This is a genomic window from Aquibacillus saliphilus, assembly GCF_020404745.1.
GTDB lineage: Bacteria > Bacillota > Bacilli > Bacillales > Amphibacillaceae > Aquibacillus > Aquibacillus saliphilus.
On the sequence record NZ_JAIZAP010000025.1, the window covers coordinates 40,657 to 63,325 of the forward strand.

The 22,669-nt window shown below is 34.7% G+C and carries 20 protein-coding genes, 2 tRNA genes and 2 other annotated features; of the genes, 14 read left to right on the plus strand and 8 right to left on the minus strand.

Annotation, left to right across the window (positions count from 1 at the left end; translation table 11 throughout):
• Window position 1: 1 nt before the first annotated feature.
• Window positions 2-964 carry a YaaC family protein gene (locus LD272_RS19655; protein WP_226038308.1) on the minus strand — a complete coding sequence of 321 codons (963 nt, stop codon included), beginning with the start codon at window positions 962-964 and terminating at the stop codon, window positions 2-4.
• Window positions 965-1,223: 259 nt separating this feature from the next.
• On the opposite strand from LD272_RS19655, the gene guaB reads away from it, so the two are divergent.
• From guaB to proI, 10 genes are all read left to right on the plus strand, one after another.
• Entirely contained in the window at window positions 1,224-2,693 is a 1,470-nt protein-coding gene (gene guaB / locus LD272_RS19660; protein ID WP_226038309.1) for an IMP dehydrogenase, read from the plus strand.
• A 203-nt stretch (window positions 2,694-2,896) separates the two neighbouring features.
• Window positions 2,897-3,610, plus strand: coding sequence for a uracil-DNA glycosylase (locus tag LD272_RS19665; RefSeq protein WP_226038310.1), 714 nt, complete (start codon window positions 2,897-2,899; stop codon window positions 3,608-3,610).
• An 82-nt stretch (window positions 3,611-3,692) separates the two neighbouring features.
• On the plus strand, window positions 3,693-4,502 hold the full coding sequence (locus tag LD272_RS19670) for a MurR/RpiR family transcriptional regulator (protein WP_226038311.1): 810 nt from the start codon (window positions 3,693-3,695) through the stop codon (window positions 4,500-4,502).
• A gap of 13 nt (window positions 4,503-4,515) precedes the next feature.
• Window positions 4,516-5,871, plus strand: coding sequence for a glycoside hydrolase family 1 protein (locus LD272_RS19675; RefSeq protein ID WP_226038312.1), 1,356 nt, complete (start codon window positions 4,516-4,518; stop codon window positions 5,869-5,871).
• A gap of 253 nt (window positions 5,872-6,124) precedes the next feature.
• The gene (locus tag LD272_RS19680) at window positions 6,125-7,459 is read left to right on the plus strand and encodes a D-alanyl-D-alanine carboxypeptidase family protein (RefSeq protein ID WP_226038313.1); all 1,335 of its coding nucleotides are present in this window, start codon (window positions 6,125-6,127) and stop codon (window positions 7,457-7,459) included.
• 179 nt (window positions 7,460-7,638) lie between these two features.
• A complete protein-coding gene (pdxS, locus tag LD272_RS19685; RefSeq protein WP_226038314.1) occupies window positions 7,639-8,523 on the plus strand; it encodes a pyridoxal 5'-phosphate synthase lyase subunit PdxS in 885 nt (294 codons plus the stop codon).
• Window positions 8,524-8,545: 22 nt separating this feature from the next.
• Window positions 8,546-9,127 (plus strand): pyridoxal 5'-phosphate synthase glutaminase subunit PdxT, encoded by a 582-nt coding sequence (gene pdxT / locus LD272_RS19690; protein WP_226038315.1) that lies wholly within the window; start codon window positions 8,546-8,548, stop codon window positions 9,125-9,127.
• A gap of 29 nt (window positions 9,128-9,156) precedes the next feature.
• Window positions 9,157-9,368, plus strand: a binding site (T-box leader).
• A gap of 183 nt (window positions 9,369-9,551) precedes the next feature.
• Entirely contained in the window at window positions 9,552-10,826 is a 1,275-nt protein-coding gene (gene serS, locus LD272_RS19695) for a serine--tRNA ligase (RefSeq protein WP_226038316.1), read from the plus strand.
• Window positions 10,827-10,965: 139 nt separating this feature from the next.
• Window positions 10,966-11,058, plus strand: a tRNA-Ser gene (locus tag LD272_RS19700).
• 194 nt (window positions 11,059-11,252) lie between these two features.
• Window positions 11,253-11,475: a binding site (T-box leader), on the plus strand.
• 47 nt (window positions 11,476-11,522) lie between these two features.
• Window positions 11,523-12,350: a pyrroline-5-carboxylate reductase ProI gene (gene proI, locus LD272_RS19705; protein ID WP_226038317.1), complete on the plus strand. Its 828-nt coding sequence runs from the start codon at window positions 11,523-11,525 to the stop codon at window positions 12,348-12,350.
• A gap of 73 nt (window positions 12,351-12,423) precedes the next feature.
• Here proI and LD272_RS19710 read toward each other — a convergent pair whose 3' ends face one another.
• Both LD272_RS19710 and LD272_RS19715 read right to left on the minus strand, forming a co-directional pair.
• Window positions 12,424-13,104 (minus strand): deoxynucleoside kinase, encoded by a 681-nt coding sequence (locus LD272_RS19710; RefSeq protein WP_226038318.1) that lies wholly within the window; start codon window positions 13,102-13,104, stop codon window positions 12,424-12,426.
• The gene (locus LD272_RS19715) at window positions 13,101-13,742 is read right to left on the minus strand and encodes a deoxynucleoside kinase (protein ID WP_226038319.1); all 642 of its coding nucleotides are present in this window, start codon (window positions 13,740-13,742) and stop codon (window positions 13,101-13,103) included. Before LD272_RS19715 ends, LD272_RS19710 begins: the two co-directional genes overlap by 4 nt.
• 234 nt (window positions 13,743-13,976) lie before the next feature.
• On the opposite strand from LD272_RS19715, the gene LD272_RS19720 reads away from it, so the two are divergent.
• Window positions 13,977-14,312: a hypothetical protein gene (locus LD272_RS19720; protein ID WP_226038320.1), complete on the plus strand. Its 336-nt coding sequence runs from the start codon at window positions 13,977-13,979 to the stop codon at window positions 14,310-14,312.
• Window positions 14,313-14,450: 138 nt separating this feature from the next.
• A tRNA-Arg gene (locus LD272_RS19725) sits at window positions 14,451-14,523 on the plus strand.
• Between the two features lie 220 nt (window positions 14,524-14,743).
• Here LD272_RS19725 and LD272_RS19730 read toward each other — a convergent pair.
• Genes LD272_RS19730 through LD272_RS19740 form a run of 3 tightly spaced genes read right to left on the minus strand, consistent with a single transcriptional unit; the run spans window position 14,744 to window position 18,589 of the window.
• Window positions 14,744-15,991: a Ger(x)C family spore germination protein gene (locus tag LD272_RS19730; protein WP_226038321.1), complete on the minus strand. Its 1,248-nt coding sequence runs from the start codon at window positions 15,989-15,991 to the stop codon at window positions 14,744-14,746.
• Window positions 15,988-17,076 carry a GerAB/ArcD/ProY family transporter gene (locus LD272_RS19735; protein ID WP_226038322.1) on the minus strand — a complete coding sequence of 363 codons (1,089 nt, stop codon included), beginning with the start codon at window positions 17,074-17,076 and terminating at the stop codon, window positions 15,988-15,990. The genes LD272_RS19730 and LD272_RS19735 overlap by 4 nt, the downstream gene beginning before the upstream one ends.
• Complete coding sequence (locus LD272_RS19740; protein ID WP_226038323.1) at window positions 17,051-18,589, minus strand: spore germination protein; 1,539 nt, start codon at window positions 18,587-18,589, stop codon at window positions 17,051-17,053. Before LD272_RS19740 ends, LD272_RS19735 begins: the two co-directional genes overlap by 26 nt.
• Window positions 18,590-18,978: 389 nt before the next feature.
• On the opposite strand from LD272_RS19740, the gene LD272_RS19745 reads away from it, so the two are divergent.
• Window positions 18,979-19,179 (plus strand): carboxymuconolactone decarboxylase family protein, encoded by a 201-nt coding sequence (locus LD272_RS19745; RefSeq protein ID WP_226038324.1) that lies wholly within the window; start codon window positions 18,979-18,981, stop codon window positions 19,177-19,179.
• Between the two features lie 80 nt (window positions 19,180-19,259).
• Here the strand turns inward: LD272_RS19745 and LD272_RS19750 are convergent, their stop codons facing one another.
• Window positions 19,260-19,793, minus strand: coding sequence for a YceI family protein (locus LD272_RS19750; protein ID WP_226038325.1), 534 nt, complete (start codon window positions 19,791-19,793; stop codon window positions 19,260-19,262).
• 352 nt (window positions 19,794-20,145) lie between these two features.
• Here LD272_RS19750 and acsA point away from each other — a divergent pair, with 352 nt between their 5' ends.
• Window positions 20,146-21,861, plus strand: a complete 1,716-nt coding sequence (gene acsA / locus LD272_RS19755; protein WP_226038326.1) for an acetate--CoA ligase — start codon at window positions 20,146-20,148, stop codon at window positions 21,859-21,861.
• A 76-nt stretch (window positions 21,862-21,937) separates the two neighbouring features.
• On the opposite strand, the gene LD272_RS19760 is transcribed toward acsA, so the two are convergent.
• A complete protein-coding gene (locus LD272_RS19760) occupies window positions 21,938-22,552 on the minus strand; it encodes a DUF421 domain-containing protein (RefSeq protein WP_226038327.1) in 615 nt (204 codons plus the stop codon).
• Window positions 22,553-22,669: the final 117 nt, after the last annotated feature.

Below are 22,669 nucleotides of genomic sequence, written 5' to 3' on the forward strand. Positions count from 1 at the left end.
GCTAATCCTTGTGTTGTTTTAGTAGAAAGTAGCCTAATAATGTAGGTACCTTCGTTGATGTTACTGTCAAAAACTGCTGTATAAAGGGGTAGTCTTCGGTTGGAAGTGTGTGTAGCAGGTCACCCCACCATTCTGTTTCATAACGACTAATCATACTAAGATTATAAAGTAATAAGTAATGGTTCATAACTTCATGACTAGTTGAAAAGTAGTGTCTACTTTTAGGAAAATAGAATGCCTCTTCACTAGCGTGGAAAAAAAACGGTCCTTTCGATGATGGGGATAAAGGCTTTGATAATGTAATCATAATTTTGTCTTTATCGTTTAAGTTACTTTCAATGCCTACAAGATAATTAGTTAGTTTATTAATAAAGTTGGTTTCCGTTATATGATAACTATCTAATAGGGATGAATCAAAAGTAAGTATCGATTCTTTCAAATATCCAATCTTGGTTAGTTTACCACTTCCTCTATGGTGCATGAAAAGATCATTTAATTCTGGTATGGCAGCCAGTAATTGATTCATATTAATTTTTTGAAAGGGAAGTTGATTTACTTCAAATAAATACTTAGAAAAATATGGAAACAAACCTTTGTGTTGAATTTTTATTTCATCATTTAAAAAAGCATATTGTTGCTTTTTAAGTTTTCTGGTCGATACCCCGTGTGAAAGCATAGCAGTATTTTCAGGATAGTCAGGACGTTTTGTTAAAAGGCAAGCCTTTAACAAATGAACCATTCCGTAGAAAAATAAAATAGGTTTAATTACGATATCTGATTTAATTCCTGATTGATAAAATGCCTGGCCGTGCTCCAGATAATATAAGAATCGATAACAATTTTGATAACTTCTTTTTTCTGGATCTTGAATTTGATTTTGAATATAACAGTTTTTTAAATATTTTTGTGAAGTGTGGGCAGATTTTAGATAAACAAGAAAATTTGAAATGTCCTGTTGAAACATAGAACAATTCCTTTCTAAAAATGCTTTAGTAATGTCAAGTAAAAATTAAACTTAATTAACTCTTGAAAAAGGTGAAAAAAGGTTGAAAAAGCTAGTACGATGTCGTATTGTAAATAACAATAGAATTTATTAAAAGGATTAAAACTACTAAGAAATCAGCTGTTTTTCCCTTTTAAATGGGAAAAAGTTAATTTAATTATGCTGTATTTCTTATTGTAACCAACTTTATATAATCCATTTCATTTCAAGGAGGATATTCATGAGAGACGACAAATTTGTGAAAGAAGGACTCACGTTTGATGACGTTTTACTTTTACCAGCAAAATCAGATGTGTTACCTAGAGACGTATCGGTAAAAACTAAACTTTCATCTAAAATTAATTTAAATATTCCTTTCATTAGTGCAGGAATGGATACAGTAACAGAGGCAGCAATGGCAATTGCTATGGCGCGTCAAGGCGGTGTGGGAATTATCCATAAGAATATGTCTATCGAAGAACAAGCGGAAAAAGTTGATCGTGTAAAGCGTTCAGAGAGCGGTGTTATAACCAACCCATTCTTCCTCTTACCAGATAACCAAGTGTTTGACGCTGAGCATTTAATGGGTAAATTTCGAATTTCAGGGGTACCTATTGTAAATAATAATGAAGATCAAGTACTAGTCGGAATACTGACAAACCGTGATTTAAGGTTTATTGAAGATTATTCAATACGTATTTCTGAAGTTATGACAAGCAATAATTTAATTACCGCACCAGTTGGTACAACTTTAGAAGAAGCCGGAAAAATACTGCAACAACATAGAATTGAAAAGCTTCCACTTGTAGACGAAGATGGTATATTAAAAGGATTAATAACGATTAAAGATATTGAAAAATTGATTGAATTTCCAAATTCTGCAAAAGACTCCCAAGGTCGTTTATTAGCTGGAGCAGCTGTTGGAGTAACTGCAGATGCAATGACTAGAATCGACAAACTTGTTGAAGCTGGAGTTGATATACTAGTTTTAGACACAGCACATGGTCATTCCCAAGGTGTCCTTGATCAAGTTAAGAGAGTAAGAGCAAAATACCCAGAAATTGATATTATTGCTGGTAACGTTGCGACAGCTGACGCAACACGTGAGTTAATCGAGGCAGGAGCCAATATTGTAAAGGTAGGAATAGGTCCTGGATCTATTTGTACAACACGCGTTGTTGCTGGTGTTGGTGTCCCACAAATCACAGCTATCAATGATTGTGCGACTGAAGCAGAAAAACATGGAATTCCAATAATTGCAGATGGAGGAATTAAGTACTCAGGAGACATAGCTAAAGCTTTAGCTGCAGGTGCACATGCGGTGATGCTTGGTAGTCTATTTGCAGGTGTCACAGAAAGTCCTGGAGAAACAGAAATTTTCCAAGGCAGACGATATAAGGTTTATCGTGGTATGGGCTCCGTTACTGCAATGAAATCTGGATCTAAGGACCGTTATTTCCAGGAAACAGAAGAAACAAAAAAACTAGTCCCAGAAGGAATTGAAGGAAGAGTAGCATATAAAGGTCCTCTTGCGGATACTGTTCATCAATTACTCGGTGGATTAAGGTCTGGTATGGGTTACTGTGGTTCGAAAAACCTAGAACTTCTTCGTAATGAGGCACAATTCATCCGAATGACAGGCGCTGGTTTAAGAGAAAGCCATCCGCATGATGTTCAAATTACTAAAGAGTCACCTAACTATTCAATTTAGAAGAAAGTTTTAAAAGGGCTGAATCCTACTACTAGGATTCAGCCCTTCTTAAAAGTTAAGGAAATATAAAATTTTGCGATTCGATGTCTAGCTCCAGCGCCTAGCCGGAAATAAGCGGTTTGCTTATTTCGAATGCACACCCCGCCTCAGGGACCTAGGCTAACAAGGAGCCTTGCGCTTTTCTTATAGGAGGAGAAATAAGGATGTTAATACCTGATAACACACACCGTTCATGGAACAAATTTTTAACTACGGATATTTTAAATGAGCTGTTAAGAATTGAGCAACAAATTGGAGAAGAATACAATCCAACTGACCCCAAAAACATATTGCGTTTTCTAACGATAGACCTTGACCAGGTTAAAGTTATTTGGCTTGGACAGGATGTATATCCAGCTATTGGTGTGGCCACTGGAAGGGCATTTGAGGTTGGTGACTTATATGACTGGGATCAGTCATTTCGACAGGTATCAATCAAAAATATAATTCGTCTCTTACATAAAAATTATTTTGGAATAACTGACTATCAGAATATAAAGACGTTCAATACGATTAAAACTGATATAAAAAATGAAAAGTTTCCGATTAAATCACCGAAAAAGTGGTTTGATTCACTTGAAAATCAAGGAGTATTGTTTCTTAATACCTCTTTTACTTGTCAGGTTGGAAAGGCTAATAGTCATAAAAAGATTTGGAGTTCATTTTCTAACAAGGTAATGGCTTATATTTCCGAGCAAAACCCAAAGGCTAAATGGTTTTTATGGGGAAATGAAGCAAAATCGAATAAAAAACAAATAAAAAATGGAGTGCATTTGGAAAGTAGGCACCCGATGATGTGTAGCAATAAGTACACGGATGACTTCTTAAAATCTAACTGTTTTCTCTCTACTTGGGAAGATATCAATTGGTTAGGCTAGCTCATTTTCAAAAAGTGAAAATGGGTAACTAGCTAGTGTAATCAGAAATATAAAACGATATACTTAGAATAGTGGTGATGATATGAACGATATAATTTACCGATTATTTGACTATATTAATAATCATAAAGATAAGGATATTAATTATCTGATTGCATTAACATTGTTACATGATGTGAAAAGCATTCCAAATATGAACATAAGTTTACTAGCAAACAAATGCTTTACATCCCCAGCAGCCATTACTAGGTTTTGTCGTAGAATTGGTTACAATAGCTTTCAAGAGTTTAAGGAATATGCGAGATTATCAGTCGAGCAACATAACATGGAGACAAAAAGTATTCAAGACTCTGATTTAGAAAGCGTTGGCAAAGAATTGCAAACTTCTTTTTACAATAAAATTGTAAGTTGGTTAAATTCTTCTAAAGATATGATAGATATAGATAATGTTTTAAAAATGATTGATTTAATTCATGACTCTAGTAAAGTATCTTTTTTCGGAAAACAACTTTCCCAAGCTATGGCGCAGGATTTTCAAGTTCGATTAATTCAATTTAATAAATTTGTTAGTGCATTCTCGGATATTCTAGAACAGCAAAACGATATAGATGAGCTTGACGCTAGTTCTTTAAGTGTCGTTGTCAGTCCTTCAGGAAGATTTATTCAAGCGAATAAAGACCTGATCCAATCAATTGTTGATAGTAAGAGTAAATTAATTATTATCACTCATAACCAGGATAGCCCGTATCTAAATAAAGCGGACATTGTTATTCATTTAAATGGGACAACTTATGATGAGATAGGCTTGTCATCTGAACGATTTTCGTTAATGTACTTATTTGATTTCACGATTGCATACTATAGCCAAATTTATCAAGATAATAAGATTTAAAGGGGGATTTAAAATGAGCAAACAAACTAATATAATTCCAGATGATTTTCTATGGGGTGGAGCGGTAACCTCGTTTCAAACGGAAGGTGCTTGGAATAAGGGTGGAAAAGGTCCTTCTACTGTAGATGCTAGACCCATTCCTGAGGGACACTCTGATTGGAAAGTTGCTGTGGATTTTTATAACCGTTATATAGAAGATATTGATTTATTCAAAGAGATGGGTTTCAATGCTTACCGGACTAGTATTTCTTGGTCAAGGATTTTTCCAGACGGAGAAGGAGAAGTAAATGAAGAAGGATTAGCATTTTATGATAAAGTATTTGATTACATGATAGCTTGTGGAATCAGGCCTGTTATCACTCTTTGTCATTTTGATTTACCATTACAGTTAGCTGAAAAATATAATGGATTTGCATCAAGAAAAGTAGTTGATTTATTCGAGAAATATGCCAGAGTGGTATTTGAACGTTACAAAGATAAAGTAAAATATTGGCTAACGTTTAATGAGCAGAATTTAGTTTTATTAAACCCAGAGTATTGGGGTGTTACAAGAGATGAAGATTCTGAAGCATTAAGATATCAGGTTGCTCATAATGCCTTTGTTGCTCATGCAAAGGCAACTAAAGCATTGCACGAAATTATCCCAGGTGGGCAAATGGCAGGTATGATTACATACTTTACAACTTATCCACTAACACCAAAACCAGAGGATGCAATTGCTAACTATAAGGCAAAAGAACTTCTCAATGACTTTTACTTTGATGTTTTTGCTAATGGTGAATATCCTACGTATGTTTCTAGTGATCTAAAATCAAAAGGTATTATGCCCACTTTTGAAGATGGCGATGAACAACTACTAAAAGAAAATACAGTAGATTACTTATCAATTAGCTATTATCAAAGTCATACAGTGCAAGCTACAGCTGAAAAAGGAATCACAGCTGGTGTCACCAAAAATCCATATTTAGAGGCAAGTGAATGGGGTTGGACAATTGATCCAATTGGATTTAGAATTGCGCTAAAGGATATGTATTCGCGTTATAAGTTACCAATATTTATTACTGAAAATGGAATTGGCGTCAAAGAAGAGTTGGACAACAATAACACTGTAGAAGATGACTATCGAATTGATTATTTAAGAGACCATATTGAACAAATGAAAATTGCAATGGAAGAAGGCGTTGATATATTTGGCTATCTTACATGGGGTGCAACGGATATTTTAAGTTCAAGCGGCCAAATGACAAAGCGATATGGATTTATATTTGTAAATCGTGATGAAACAGATTTACGTGATCTTAACAGGTACAAGAAAAAAAGCTTTGATTGGTTTAAACAAGTTATTAAAACAAATGCAGAAGAATTATAATAAAAAAAGAGCTTTACCTAACTAATCAAGTGAAGGTAAAGCTCTTTTTATAAATAAAATTAATTCACTATAAGAAAAAAAGCATGTGAAACAGTAACAGAAGGTTAATTGTTTTTAATCTATTAGGATACAAAATGACTAGAATTATCTACTAAATAATTCCAAATGGACCTACTAAAAGGACATTCCCCTTTTCAAACTAATATGATAAAATAGTTGAGGTGCATACTAATATTGGTGGGGGTAGAGAAAGTTGAGACATAAATTAAAGACATCTTTTTTAATAATAACAGCATTAATCATCGCAATTTCGGTATTAATGGTGAATCCAGATAAAAAAAGTGCAGAAACTTTTGATGTAGAGGCAAAAGCTGCTATTTTAGTGGACGAAGAAACAGGAAAAGTACTGTATGCAAAAAATGTTGAAGAAATATTACCAATAGCAAGTATGACTAAAATGATGACAGAATATCTTGTGATGGAAGCAATTAATAAAGGTGAAATCAGCTGGGATACAACAACACAAATCAGTGATTATGCCTTTCAGGTTTCTGGAAATTCAAGTTCTTCAGGAATTGGTTTAATTCAAGATATAGATTATTCAGTTAAACAGTTATATGAAGCAATGGCTATCAATTCTGATAATGCTACCACAATTGCTCTAACTGAGTTAATAGCTGGTTCAGAAAGTGAATTTGTAAAATTGATGAATCAAAAAGCTGATGAATTAGGGTTACCTGGTTATGAGTTTGTTAATTCAACTGGACTGAATAACGCTGATTTAGGAAACAATTATCCTGAAGGTACAGACGCTGATGCGGATACGGTAATGTCAGCTAAATCAACAGCATTGTTAGCTTATCATCTTATAAACGATTATCCAGAAGTACTTGAGTACTCGAGTAAGCTAACGTCTGAACTTAATGGCATAGAATATGAAAATTGGAATTGGATGTTACCATGGGAAAACAATAACTATACGCAATTTTATGCTGAGGGTGTAGATGGTTTAAAAACTGGATATACACAAAATGCCGGAAATAGTTTTACTGGAACTGCTGAACGTGATGGAAGGCGACTTATTAGTGTTGTTATGAATACCGAAAGTAGAGCAGAAAGATTTCAACAAACAAAAAAATTATTAAATCATGGGTTTTCACAGTTCTCTAATAATGAGATATATCCAGAAGGTTATCAAATAGAAGGAGAATCTATCATACCAGTTGCAAAGGGAAAAGAAGATCAGGTAGAAATTTCTTCAAACCAAGCAATAGTTGACACAGTTAAAAATGGCGATGAAGAAAACTACAGCGTGTCATATAATTTTGACGCTGAACTTCTAAATGAAGATGGAGAACTAACAGCACCAATAGAAAAAGGAACTAAAATTGGAACGATGGAAGTTGTTTATAATGGTGAGGGTAATTATGAATATATTAATGGAGTCGGAACCGTTCAAACTGCTGATATAGTAACCACTAGTAAAGTTGAGAAGGCAAACTGGTTTATGTTAATAATTGGTTCAATCGGTAACTTTTTTAGTAATATTTTCACAAGTATAACTGACACTGTGACAGGTTGGTTTTAATAATATTTTAAATAGTTGGGATTTCTTTGAAAATTGCGATACAATATTGAATAATACTGTATGATGAAAGTTATAGATAGAGATAACTTTTAAAAATGAATTGGTATGAGTAATTTCAACAATAGTTAGACGATGAGCTAGTGTTGAATTTTATGAATGCAAATATAGGAGGATACAATATGTCTAATTCAGGTACTGATCGAGTAAAACGGGGAATGGCTGAAATGCAAAAGGGCGGCGTTATTATGGACGTTGTTAATGCTGAACAAGCTAAGATTGCTGAGGAAGCTGGTGCTGTTGCTGTTATGGCACTAGAAAGAGTGCCATCAGATATTCGTGCAGCTGGTGGCGTTGCTAGAATGGCAGACCCAACAATTATAGAAGAAGTTATGAATGCTGTTTCTATTCCGGTAATGGCTAAAGCTCGTATTGGTCACATTGTAGAAGCTCGAGTATTAGAAGCAATGGGTGTTGATTACCTTGATGAGAGTGAAGTTCTTACTCCAGCTGATGAGGTCTATCACCTAAATAAGCGTGACTATACAGTACCTTTTGTTTGTGGATGTCGTGACCTTGGAGAAGCAGCTCGCCGTATTGGTGAAGGTGCGTCTATGTTACGTACTAAAGGCGAGCCAGGTACTGGTAATATTGTTGAAGCAGTTCGTCATATGCGCGAAGTACAAGCTCAGGTTCGCAAGTTAATTGGAATGTCAGAAGATGAAATTATGACATTCGCTAAAAATCTTGGTGCACCGTATGAAGTTCTTCTTGATATCAAAAATCAAGGACGTTTACCAGTTGTTAACTTTGCAGCAGGTGGAATTGCAACTCCGTCCGATGCTGCATTAATGATGCAACTCGGAGCAGATGGTGTATTTGTAGGTTCTGGTATTTTTAAATCAGATAACCCAGAGAAATTTGCAAGAGCAGTTGTAGAAGCTACAACTCATTATCAAGACTATGAATTAATTGGAAGAATTTCCAAAGGTCTTGGTACGGCTATGAAAGGTATTGAAATAGGTACAATAGCTCCTGAACAACGCATGCAAGATCGTGGTTGGTAATAGACAAAAGGAGATAGATTTTATGATTAAAATTGGAGTATTAGGACTTCAAGGTGCTGTTCGTGAACACATTAAATCTGTGGAAGCATCAGGAGCTGAGGGACTAATAGTGAAGAGAAAAGAGCAGTTAGATGAAGTAGATGGTTTAATCTTACCAGGTGGTGAAAGTACAACAATGCGCCGCCTTATCGATAAATATGACTTCTTTGATGCTTTAGTCAACTTTGGTAAACATAAACCTATTTTTGGAACGTGTGCGGGCTTGATTTTACTAGCAAAAGATGTGGTTGGGCAAGATAATGCACATTTACAACTAATGGATATTAAGGTAGAACGTAATGCTTTTGGAAGGCAAAAAGAAAGCTTTGAAGTTGACCTAGATATTAAAGGTATTGCGGATGGATTTGAGGCTGTTTTTATTCGTGCACCATATGTTGTAGAAGTAGGAGAAAATGTAGAAGTGTTAGCTACTTTTAAAGACACTATTGTTGCTGCAAAACAAGGTCATTTTCTATGTAGTGCATTCCACCCTGAATTAACTGATGATCATCGTTTGACTGCATATTTTGTTAAAATGGTGGAGACTGCTAAACTTGCATCGTAACTCTTTTTTAGCTATTCTATATTTAAATATACAAAGTGTTGATAGGAAATAGTAACAGCATTTCTTTCTTAAGAGAACCGGTGGTTGGTGAGAATCGGTGTAAGAATTCTGTGAATCCACCCTGGAGCTGGTATGCTGATTTAAATAGCATACCCGGTTAAAACCGTTATCAATGTGAGCCGGAAGATTGATATCTTCAATAAGGGTGGTATCGCGGGAAAATTAAACTCTCGTCCCTACTAATATTAGGGATGGGAGTTTTTTGATGTTTTGGAAATTATAGAATGGACTGCTGTGAATAATTAGTTTATAAGTTAGCCACGTCTGGCTCCTGCACCTATCCGGAAATAAGCGGTTTGCTTATTTCGAATGCACCTGCATTTTTGTTCTAATTTTAAAATGAGTTGAAAGGGAGGAAACTACTATGCTAGACATGAAATATTTACGTACGAATTTTGATGAAGTAAAAGAAAAATTGCAGTACCGAGGTGAGGACTTATCAGATTTAGATAAGTTTGGTGATTTAGATAATAAACGTCGTGAATTAATAGCAGAAACCGAAGTGTTAAAGGCAAATAGAAATGAAGTATCTAAACAAATATCTGTACTTAAAAAAGAGAAAAAAGATGCTGAGACAATGATTTTAGAAATGCGTCAAGTTGGTGAAAAAATAAAGACGATTGATACCGAGTTAAGACAGGTAGAGGAACAATTAGAAACTTTACTTTTGTCTATTCCTAATATCCCACACGAGAGCTCTCCAATTGGAGAAAGTGAAGACGACAACATTGAGGTTAGACAATGGGGTGATGTTCCAGCCTTTATATTCGATACAAAACCACATTGGGATATAGCAACTGATTTAGATATATTAGATTTTGAGCGTGCTGCGAAAGTAACAGGAAGTCGTTTTGTATTTTATAAAGGGCTTGGAGCTAGACTTGAAAGAGCATTAATGAATTTCATGATGGATCTTCACTCCGATCATCATGGCTATCAAGAAATGCTTCCTCCTTATATGGTTAATCGTAAAAGTATGACGGGCACAGGTCAACTACCTAAATTTGAAGAGGATGCATTTAAAATACAAGACTGGGATTATTTCTTAGTTCCAACAGCTGAAGTACCTGTTACTAATTACCATCGTGATGATATACTAAGTCTCGGTGACTTACCTAAGAAATATGTTGCATTTAGCGCTTCTTTCCGCTCAGAGGCGGGATCCGCAGGAAGAGATACACGTGGATTAATACGACAACATCAATTTAACAAAGTTGAATTAGTGCAATTTGTTAAACCTGAAGACTCATATCAAGCTCTAGAAGAATTAACAGCTAATGCTGAAAAAGTTTTACAATTATTAAAATTACCTTATCGAGTTATGAGCATGTGTACAGGAGATTTAGGTTTTACAGCTGCAAAGAAATATGATATAGAAGTATGGATTCCAAGTAATGATACCTACCGAGAAATTTCTTCTTGTTCAAACTTTGAATCTTTCCAAGCACGCCGAGCTGGTATCCGTTTTAGAAGAGAAGAAAAAGGCAAGCCTGAATTTGTCCACACTTTAAATGGTTCTGGATTAGCTATAGGTCGAACTGTTGCGGCTATCCTAGAAAATTACCAACAAGAAGATGGCTCTGTCATGGTTCCTGAAGCGCTACGTCCTTATATGGGTGGAAAAGAACTGATTAAGTAATTTAGTACGAATCAACTTTCGTTTTTTAAATGGTTACCTACCCTCTTCTATTAAATTTAGTAGAAGAGGGTAAAAAAAAATACATAAAAATGTTGACAGTAACTATTAAAAGTAGTATAGTTAGTATTGTCGTCAGCAGGGAGGAGTACCCAAGTTTGGCTGAAGGGATCGGTCTTGAAAACCGACAGGGGCTTCATCGCCCGCGGGGGTTCGAATCCCTCCTCCTCCTCCATATTACCTATACGCATATAAGAAAATTGGAGATTATATATAAAAAATCGCTACGAAATTAGCGATTTTTTTGTGTTTAAAAGTGTAAATTGCAAATTATCGTAATTTAGTTTGATTATAAATAATCTGAATTATGAAAAAATAACTTGACATATGTATAAAATCAATTCATAATACGAAGAAATAAACAAAGATAAAAAAGCAATGAACAGGCCAAGTAAATAATAGCGAATGAAAGAGAATGGAATTCACTGGCTGAAAGATTCCTACATTTAGACATTATTGAAACCTACCTGGGAGCTGTTAAGTGAAACTTGACCGTCTGCTGTGCGTTAATCGGTAACAAAGTGGATATCTTAAAATTAAGATATCAAACCAAGGTGGTACCGCGGATTCCCAACCCTATTTCGTCCTTTTAAGTAAGGGCGGAGTAGGGTTTTTAAATTTATTTAATGGAGGGATTAAATGTTCCAGAAAATTGCTTTTGTTGGTGCAGGATCGATAGCTGAGGCTATGATTTCTGGAATTACGTCAAAGGGATTTTTAAGTCCAGAACAAATCGGTGTAACAAACAAATCAAGTAAAGAAAGACTAGACTATTTAAAAACGAAATACAATATTAATTGTTCTAGTAATAAAAAAGAAATTATAACCGGTTCAGATATAATTATACTAACAATGAAACCGGCTGATATTTCTCAAGCAATTAAAGATATCAAACCTTACCTAGAGAAAAGTCAGTTAATCATTACTGTTTTAGCTGGTGTATCGACAGATTATATCGCAGAAGCAGCTGAAATGGAGATTTCCGTTATTAGAGCAATGCCTAATACTTCTGCAACAATCGGTTATTCTGCAACAGCGATTGCAACTGGAAAATATGCAGACGAGAACCATTTGCGAATGGTTGTATCATTGTTTAATACAATTGGAACAACAACAGTAGTTGATGAGAAAGACATGCATACCATTACCGCTTTATCAGGAAGTGGACCTGCATATTTTTACTATACGGTCGAGTCGATGGAAGCTGCTGCGCTTGAGGCTGGGTTAGAAGAAACTGTAGCTAAAGAACTGATCCTTCAAACACTGATAGGTGCTGCAGAAATGCTTAAGGCATCTAAAGACCATCCATCATTATTACGAAAAAAAATAACTAGTCCCGGAGGAACTACCCAAGCAGGGGTCGAAGTATTAGAGCAATTTCACTACCAAGAAGCGCTTATCGCATGTATTAAACGAGCTTCAGAAAGGTCTGAAGAACTAGGAACTGCTTTTCAAGTGAAACAGTAGCATTACCCTGAACAAAGTAGGATTTTAACGAATAAAAATGGATTACAACTCAGTTGTAATCCATTTTTATTCGTTATGTTAATTGTCTAGACTTCCACTTTCTTGATTGTTGTATAAAGTGGCCGATTTTTTCTAGTACTGGTTCTATTGAGGTTTCATCATTTAAAAGGTCGTAATCAGCAATATTTATCCGAAGAATTGGACATGAATTAAAATTATCAATCCAATCTTCGTAGCGATTATACATTTCGTTCCAATAGCTAACTGGAGTTTGTTGCTCCATAGGTCGCCCTCGTTCTTTTATTCGTCCAACAACATCATCAAAAGAACCTTCTAAATAGATGAGTAAATCAGGATGTGGGAAGTAGGGAGTCATCACCATTGCGTCGAAAAGTCCACGATAAGTTTCATAGTCCACTTCAGACATTGTACCCTTTTCATAATGCATCTTAGCAAAGATACCTGTATCCTCATAAATAGATCTGTCTTGTATGAACCCACCACCGTACTCAAACATACGCTTTTGCTCTTTAAAGCGTTCAGCAAGAAAGTAGATTTGTAAGTGAAAACTCCAACGCTCAAAATTTGCATAAAATTTATCTAAGTAAGGATTAGTATCTACTTTTTCTAATGAAGTTCGAAAGTTCAAGGAGTTTGCTAATGCGTTAGTCATTGTAGATTTTCCAACACCAACAGTACCTGCAATCGTAATAACACTATCGTGAGGGATATTATAGCGTTCTCTTAAATTCATAGGATAACTTCCCCTTTATTTATATACTCTTTAACTTGATCAATAATCCATTCTAAATCCCGCTGATGTTTGACGAAATCTATTTTATCACCATTAATCCTTATAACAGGAATGTCAGGGTTCATTTTTTCAAATTCATCCATAAATACTTGATAGTCCTGTGACAACTGTTCTAAGTAGGCGGGTTGGATATTTCTCTCAACTTCCCGGCCACGAAGGTGGATTCGATTCAATAGCGTTTCTAAGCTTGCATCTATATAAATCATCATATTTGGTTTAGGCATATCATCGGTTAATATGTGATAGATTTGGGCATATTTATTAAATTGTTGCTCAGGTAATGTTCGTTTTGCAAAAATCATATTTTTTGATATATGATAATCAGCGATAACAGAATTTCCATATTTAAGAAATTTCTTTTCAATGTCCTCTAACTGTTTGTATCTATTGCATAGAAAGAACATTTCAGTTTGGAAACTCCACTCATCTATGTCATCATAGAACTTTCCTAAAAAAGGATTTTCCTCCACAATCTCTCTAAGTAAATGTAAATTTAAATAGGAGGCTAGCTTCTTAGACAATGATGTTTTCCCTACACCAATAGGTCCTTCAACAGCAATAAAAGGCAACTGTTTCATTACTCATCCTCCAATCAATGATAAAATTCGATATATTATGACAGACAAATTATATTTTACCATAGAAGAACATCAATCGGACAGTAGCAATAAAATTTACCACATTTATATCATGGACTAAATTTCCTTAAAGTATGAAATTGTAGGTCGCGTGTTAATTCAATGTTCCATTTGTTTAACACGAACCGAAATTGGGAAAAGTACTACAACAGATAATGAGAGGATGAGGAGCACATGGGAAAAGTAATTCGCAGTTACTTTAAAAGTGAAAATGATGCAGAATCTACTCATGCAATGTTGAAGAAACTAGCTGTTAATAACGTAATTATTGATGAAATTCCTGAACAGTCTAGTACGACTATACTTGTTCCACTAGCAAATACCAATAGTGGTACTTCAGCTATCCCTACGTTAATTAAACCTATTGATATCGAAAAATATTATGGTGAGAGTGAAGTGGCAGCACGTAAGCATCTACTAGAATTTAAAGTGACAGATCAAGATTATCAACAGGCTTTGGCAATTCTAATGGACAATGATGGTTTTGTAGACCCATCACAATTTGAGTGAAATAATAAATAGAGTAAGGCACTTACTAACTCCGTAAGTGCCTTTACTAATCGGTATAGAGATATATAAGTAATAGGCTTTAAAAATTTAAGTTTGTCCTGTATAATGATTAAGCGTCACAAAAATATAATTTTGTATGGCCCCATAGCTCAGGGGATAGAGCGTTAGTTTCCTAAACTATGCGTCGCAGGTTCGAATCCTGCTGGGGCCATCACTAAAGAGAGAGACAGCAAGTGCTGTCTCTCTCTTTTTACTATGAACCAAAATTTATCTATAAACAAAGATTATAATAGGAGAGGCAAGAGATAGTAAAATCATCATAACATAAGCAAATGCAGCGAGCTTATTATCATTCTTAAAATAAGCCCTTGCATAGGAAAGGCAATAAATACCTGAATAAATAGAAATGGCTGATAGTAGCAATAAGCCCACTAATCTCTCACCTCGTTAAGATGTGTGTCATCAATCATTTTTCCGAATTCTAATGTCTCTAAACGATAGGTAATGGTAATATCTGCATGCGGAAATATTTTTTTATTCCAATCCGCTTTTTCATACTCCTGAATTGTCTTAAAATTATTTCTTACATACAATGACCAATAAAACGGTTCAGTTTCATATTTTTCTTGGGATTTTTTAACTAAATCTTCTGCTGCTTTTGTCAGGCTATCCTCGATTGACTTTCTTAGCTTTTCCCTGTTCTTAGCATTTTGTGAGTAATTAGTCAGGCTAGGGATTGCAAATATTTCCATTTCAAATGGAACTGTCACATCTATTTTGGTAGTACCATTTTCTTTATAATCAATTTTAATAGCAGTATTTTGTTTTTTTGCAAATGCTCCAGCAACCCGGTAGTTTGGATCAACCGGATCTTCGTAGGTAGAATAAATATCTGATAAATCAATTGTATTATCAAGTGTTTGAGCAATTCTCGTTTCTGCACCGGTAAGAACGTCAATCATTTTTCCTTCTTTAAAAACGGCAGAACCCATAAATTGTGATCTGCTACCACCTTCTTGTGGAACCTCACCAGCAATATAACCATCTTCAGTACCATTTTCTTTTGGTTTTTCATCGATTTCAGTTGAAGCATACGGGGCTAAAAACAAATCAGCATCGCCTTCTGTTATTTGAAAAAAACGGTGAATATCGGTATTTGGTATAATACCTATTTCTGAAGCTCGATTTAACATTACTTGATAATATTTGTGTGGCCTAGTTTCCATTTTGGGATTGTTATTATCAATAAAATCACGGGCTTTTTCTTTGGATACGATAATTTGAACCCCGCCTCGTATTTGTTTCGTACGTGAAGAGACCTGGATGGCTCGTAACAAATCCCCAGAGCGAGCAAATTTCTCTGATAGTACAAGTACCTTTGTATGATCTAGTTTTAATTCTTTTGATACAAATGAATTGGCAGTAGCGGTAGCAGAAATTATATCTGTTCCTTCTACTGTGACGGTCTCTCTAGGCGGCTCATCAGGACCACTACCAGTCATCGAAGTCCCTACCTCCGGATTAGCTATTTGGAAGGTGATTTTATACAATCCATTCTTATCCGTCAGGTCAACTCCAATTGCAATAACATATGATTGCTCTTCTAATTCGGTACGATCATAACAACCAGCTAGAAGGATGGTAAACAATATAAGTGAGCCCAAATGAAGTTGCTTCATATTTTTTTTAATTCTCCTTTACTTTTAGCTACAATCCACAGAAGTATTGGCATAAAAATAAAAATAGGAGTAGCGATGGTAAATAGATTATTGCGAAAAGATAATTCATTAGTAATTGTGTTTTCGGCAATCAAGCTTAAAGGAAAAACAAAGAATGTTAAAGGGAAAATTAGAGGTTCAAATTCATCTAAATTTAATGTTTCTCCCAATATCCAACTAACTAAGTAAATAAGAATAATAAATCGTAAAAAAGCTGCACCTAGCCAAAAGACCATAAAAAACGTTTCTACGTTTGTAAAGAACACACCGAAATTGACATATTGTGTTATATCATGAAATAGAAAGGCACGTTTATCAATCGAATTATAGTCAAATACGGTTGTATATAACAAAAAGAATATTGTAATTTCAATCCAAGAGAATAAGCTCCCAAAAATAAGCCCTTTTGAAAATGCCTTACTATTTGAAAAGGCAGTATAGGCAATAGTAACAATAAATAAATCAGCAAATATAGAACCTCTTCTTGCGCCTTCCAATAGAAGCACACCTAATCCATCACCGAAAATAGGGAATATTCTTAGCCAAACTATTGACTGAGCTATTAATAGGGCTAATAAAATAATAGATATTTTAAGATATGGAAGTGTGATATAGGTTGAAGTACCAATGGATTGGAGACCTCTTTTGGCACCGTAAAATATAACTATTAAAAAGATCATTTGAATAATTGGGGTTGGTGATTCTGGGAAATAAAGGATCTTAATTTGATCGGCATAATTTCTTGCATCAACAATTAATAAACTATAAGCGACCAGAAAAATGATAAGACTAACAAATAACCCAACGTGTTTACCTAATATTTTTTTGATCAGTTGAATCAAGTTTTTATTCTTGTATTTTTTTAATAGGTACATCAATAGTAGAAGGGAAGGTATCATTATTAAAAATGAGACAATAGGCATTAACCAAAATGCATTTTTCCCTTCTTGTGCATAGTTTGAGGCTGTTGTATCAGCAAGCTTAAATCCAACTGTTATAGTTAGTATTGCGAACAGTTCTCTAGCTTTTAAACTTGTTTTTTTCATTAGTGGAATCACCTTTGTTATTAGGATTCTTTTTCGTTTTATCAGTAGGATTTACTTGTCCTGGCCGCCAGAATTCATGTTTAATAATATTTCTAAAGTACATATCTCCAGTTGACTTATACTTTGGGGACAAAGGGGCGAAATAAGAAACACCAAACGATTTGACAGATGACATGTAAAAAACCCACAGCACAAGTGCCCCAACAAGACTTAACATCCCAAATAATGAAGCAGAAATAATAAATAAAAATCTAGATATACGAACAGAATGATTGAGGCTCGTATTAGCAATAGAAAAGGATGTAAGACCTGATAATGCGGCTACAATAACAATAATTGGACTTATGATACCAGCCTCAACTGCTGCTTGCCCAATGATGAGTGCTCCAACGATTCCAATTGTTGGTCCAAGTGGATTAGGAATTCTAAGCCCAGATTCGCGGATAAGCTCAAAGGCGATTTCCATAATAATTACTTCGAGAAACAATGGTATGGGAACACGTTCTCTTGCGCTTGTTATTGATAATAATAAATCCGGCGGTATCATTTCACTATGAAAGTTAGTAACGGCAATGTAAGTCGCAGAGCTAAGGATTGTAATAGCAAAGGCAAGCATACGAAGCAGTCTAGTAAAATTTCCAAATAAAAATCGAGAATAACGGTCCTCAGGCGAATGAAAGAAAGACCAAAATGTAGCAGGTAATATAAGTGCAGCTGAGGAATTATCCATTATTAATACAATGTAACCATCTTCAATGAACTGAGCAGCATAGTCAGGGCGCTCGGTGTACAAGATTGTTGGAAATAAAGAATATGGACGTTCCTCTAAATACTGTTCGAGTAATTCAATCGTTGAAATGTTATCAACAGATAGGCTTTCTATGCGCTTCTGTAAATTTCTAAGGATTTCTTGGTCAACTAAATCGCTGACATACATAACACTTACTTCTAGTTTAGAACGACTTCCGACAAGCATTGTTTGTGCAATTAGTTTTTGGTTATGAAATCTCTTTCTTAAAAGAGAGACATTAACACCAATTGATTCAGTAAACGCTTCTTTTGGACCTTTTACAGATCTTTCATTTTCTGCTTTTCCGACCTTGCGTGCTTGAAAATCAGCTACATCAACTGAATATGCTGTCGTTTCACCATCAATAAAGACAACAGCTTTGCCACTATTTATTTGATCAAAAACTTTATCAAAGCTTTTAATCTCAGTCAGACTCTCGATTGTAATAATGTTATTTATCGTTTTTCCATCTGCTTCTAATAAAGGTCTAACAATGCCGTTATAAATTTTCTCACTATTAACAATAGAAGAATAAAAAAATATGTACGTTTTTTTTTGACAGTAATTAGCCGTTAGGGTTCGAAATGTAAAATCTTTATTTATATCAGCGGAAAAGATTTTTTTTGTATATTCTTCGTTTTTATCAATTTCTTTATAAATAGTTACCTTTTCAGGTTCGTCGTTTGGATTACTGTTATTTTTTTTCTTTGAAAAAGGAAACACATCCTCACCTCAAAATACTATTTGTACTTGTTTAGGAATTTATAAAATGGACTGTTAAGGAACATTAATTCCTAAGTTAGCCACATTCAGCTCCGGCGCCTACGCTTTTGTTCTCAGTTTATTATTTGTAAGAAAAGAAAAATTATTAGGTAAACAAGCTATGAGTAATTTATTCTTTTACGAACATACACAAACTATGCATTATTATAGTTTCAATTAGTTTTCATTTTCAGTATAATCCTACTCATCAAAATAGTAAGGGAAGAAAATATGGGGTGGATTGTATAAAAAATCATATTTTTCGATTCTTCAGAATCAGGAGATTTGGCACCAGAAGTATTTAACAAGTTCATCGGATTTTATGATGCATCTGTAGCTGAGGGTAAACTTTGACATGCATTAAAGGAAGTAACTGCTGTTGCAGTGGTACATACAATGGATGTCCATATTATATTGATTTACACGTGGAAAATGCTAAGAAAGCAGGAGTAACAAAAGAACAATTAGAGGAGAGTATCTTTGTAGCAATTAAAGGTGGGATTAGCAATTGCTCAAGCATTAATGGATTAAATGCCTATAAAGAGGTTTAGAATTGTAAGGCGAGAATATATGTGTGTGTTGTAGATCAAAAAAAGCATGAGCGAAATTTCGCTCATGCTAATAAAATCTATTATGCTTCTTTTTTAGCTTGTAGATCGATAGAAATTTTAACGTCTTGACCTACTAGTACACCGCCTGTTTCTAAAGCAGCATTCCAAGTTAGACCGTATTCTTCACGATTTAGTTTACCTTCACCAGTAAAACCAAATACTTGGTTACCCCATGGATCTTGACCTTGACCTTCAAATACTACTTTAAAAGTTTCCTTTTTTGTTACACCTTTGATTGTCAAATCTCCAGTAACATCATATTCATCATCAGAAGTTTTTAAGATGTTTGTTGTTTTGAAGTTCATTTTTTTGTTGTTTTCAACATCAAAGAAGTCAGCAGATTTCAAGTGTCCATCACGATCTTCTGATCCAGTGTTAATGCTAGCTAAATCAATATTGAATTCAATATCAGCAGTTGTTAGGTCCTCAGGATCTGCTACGATTGATGTTTCAAATTCATCAAATGTACCCTTTACTTTAGTTACCATCATGTGTTTTACAGAAAAATCAATACTACTGTGCGCAGAATCTACGACTAATTTTGTTTTTGCCATTGTGAATACCTCCATCATATTTTTGTTATTTTTTATAACTAACTTACTTTATGTAAGTAAGTATATAATAGTAATATAATATCGTCAAGCTATTTACTTCGAAACTAGGATAATTATATATCTAACTATATATATCACAATCGAAGGGAGTTGAAACATTAAGGAAAAAGAAATTTTGGTGAGAATAAGTATAATACTTTAAATATTTTCTAATATCATATAAAATAGATTATAAATTAGCAGATAATTTATAAAATTTAAATTACATGAAACGGTTTTTCATTAATTATAAAAAAGTTGTTTTTTTTCTCTTAACTGAAACCGTTTACAAATAATCGAATGGAGTGATTTAATGGATATGCAGCAAGTACCAGCTAGAGAAGGAAACCATAATCTAAAAAATTATGAAAAGAAAAGAAAAGAATTTAGTTGGGATGAAGTCAAAAAGAATTTTAGTTGGTACCAAACAGGAAAAGTGAATATAGCATATGAGACGATTGATCGTCATGCTGAAAATCCAGAAAAGAAAGATCAAACGGCATTAATATACTCATCTCCTGACCGTGAAGAGAAACATACTTTTTTGGATATGAAGAATGAAAGTAATAAGTTTGCGAATGTATTAAAGAAACAGGGAGTTAATAAGGGAGATCGTGTATTCTTGTTCATGCCTCGTAGTCCAGAGTTTTATGCTAGTTTTTTTGGTATTTTAAAAGTCGGCGCTATTGCAGGACCACTGTTTGAGGCGTTTATGGAACAAGCGGTTAAGGACCGGTTAGAGGATGCGGAAGCAAGTATGTTAATTACTACACCAGAACTTTTGGAAAGGGTTCCGCAAGAAGATCTACCAAATCTGAAAAAGATTGTACTAGTTGGAGAGCATAATCAACAATCTGATAAATACGTAGATTACTATAAAGAGATGAAGAATAGCTCGGACCAATTTGAAATAGAATGGGTTGACTTAGAAGACGGTATGCTTCTTCATTATACTTCTGGCTCTACTGGTAAGCCTAAAGGTGTTTATCATGTGCACAACGCAATGATACAGCATTATGCAACGGGAGACTGGGTAATTGATTTGAAAAAAGATGATATTTATTGGTGTACTGCTGATCCAGGTTGGGTAACGGGAACAAGCTATGGTATTTTTGCTCCATGGTTACACGGTGTTACGAATGTAGTTCGTGGTGGGAGATTCACACCAGAATCTTGGTATGGAACAATCGATCAAAATGATGTTACTGTATGGTACACAGCTCCAACTGCTTTGCGGAAACTAGTTAGCGCCGGAGAAAATGTTGTCAGTAAATTTGATATGTCTTCGCTCAGACACGTGATGAGTGTCGGTGAACCATTAAATCCTGAAGTAATAACATGGGCTGTTGGTGCATTTAACTTACGAATTCATGATACATGGTGGATGACGGAAACTGGAGCCATGCTTATAGTTAATTACCCTTCGATGGATATTAGACCAGGATCAATGGGTAAACCAATACCTGGTGTTGATGCAGCAATTGTAGATAATGAAGGGAACGAATTGCCTGCCAATCAAATGGGGAACCTTGCCATTAAACAAGGCTGGCCATCCATGATGAGAGCAATTTGGAAGAATCCTGGTAAGTTTGAGAGTTATTTCATTAATGGTTGGTATGTTTCTGGTGATAGTGCTTATATGGATGAAGACGGTTATTTCTGGTTCCAGGGTCGCTTGGATGATGTTATCAACACATCTGGTGAGAGGGTTGGACCATTTGAAGTAGAAAGTAAATTAATTGAGCATCCGGCTGTTGCGGAAGCGGGTGTAATCGGTAAACCAGATCCTGAACGAGGCGAAATTATTAAAGCTTTTATTACCTTAAATGATGGGTATGAAGCTACTGAAGCATTAACTGAAGAGATTCGTCAATTTGTTAAAAAAGGATTGAGCGCTCATGCAGCGCCAAGAGAAATAGAAATTAAAGATGTTATACCTAAAACTCGTAGTGGTAAAATTATGAGACGTCTATTGAAATCATGGGAGTTGGGACTACCAACAGGAGACACTTCTACGTTAGAAGAATAATGTTTTATAACCAGAGTCAGTAAGTGGCTCTGGTTATTATTATGTCGATGAGTAAAATTATTGTTTGGAACATTTGTCACTTTAAGTTTTCTGGATGATTATCTTTATGTTGATATTTAATTTCATCAAAAATCTGATCCTTGCTTTGTTGTTGGTCATTATTTTGGTAGATGGGCAGCTGCGATGGATTCAACATACTAGGATTAATCATTTTCTTAAATTCACCAATTGTTAGTGGTCGGGCATCTTCCTTTAACTCATAACCTAGCTTTCCATTTGGTTCCAGAGTTGCTGTTTTAACATCAGTTAATTTGTTAATTCCTTTCTGGCGGATAAACATTTCTAATTGATCAACAGTTAACCTGCGCTTACTTAGTTGGTCATACTGAATTTGGCCATCCTGAATAACGATTTTCGACTTCCCTGTTATCAGCCGTTCAATAAAGTTGAATTTTATTTGTAACCATTCAATTAGTATTAATGAAAGAATAAAAATTCCAGTAGCAATTAAGGTCCGCACTACACTTGTTTCCACTATTGGTTGTATAATGATTGAACCGATAGAAATCATAATAACAGTTTGCGCCAAAGTCATTTGCGAAATAGACTTTCTTCCGGCAATTCTAAGTAAAAAAATACCTGCAAACACCAATAAGAAACAATTTCCTATAAATTTTAAATCAACATCCATTGTTTCATCTCCTTGTAATATTATTCCTAGTTTTAACAACAACTAATTTTTGATCCAATCTATATTCCTTAGTTTGGTTATTTTTTGCAGGATGTATGAAATAAATACATACATATT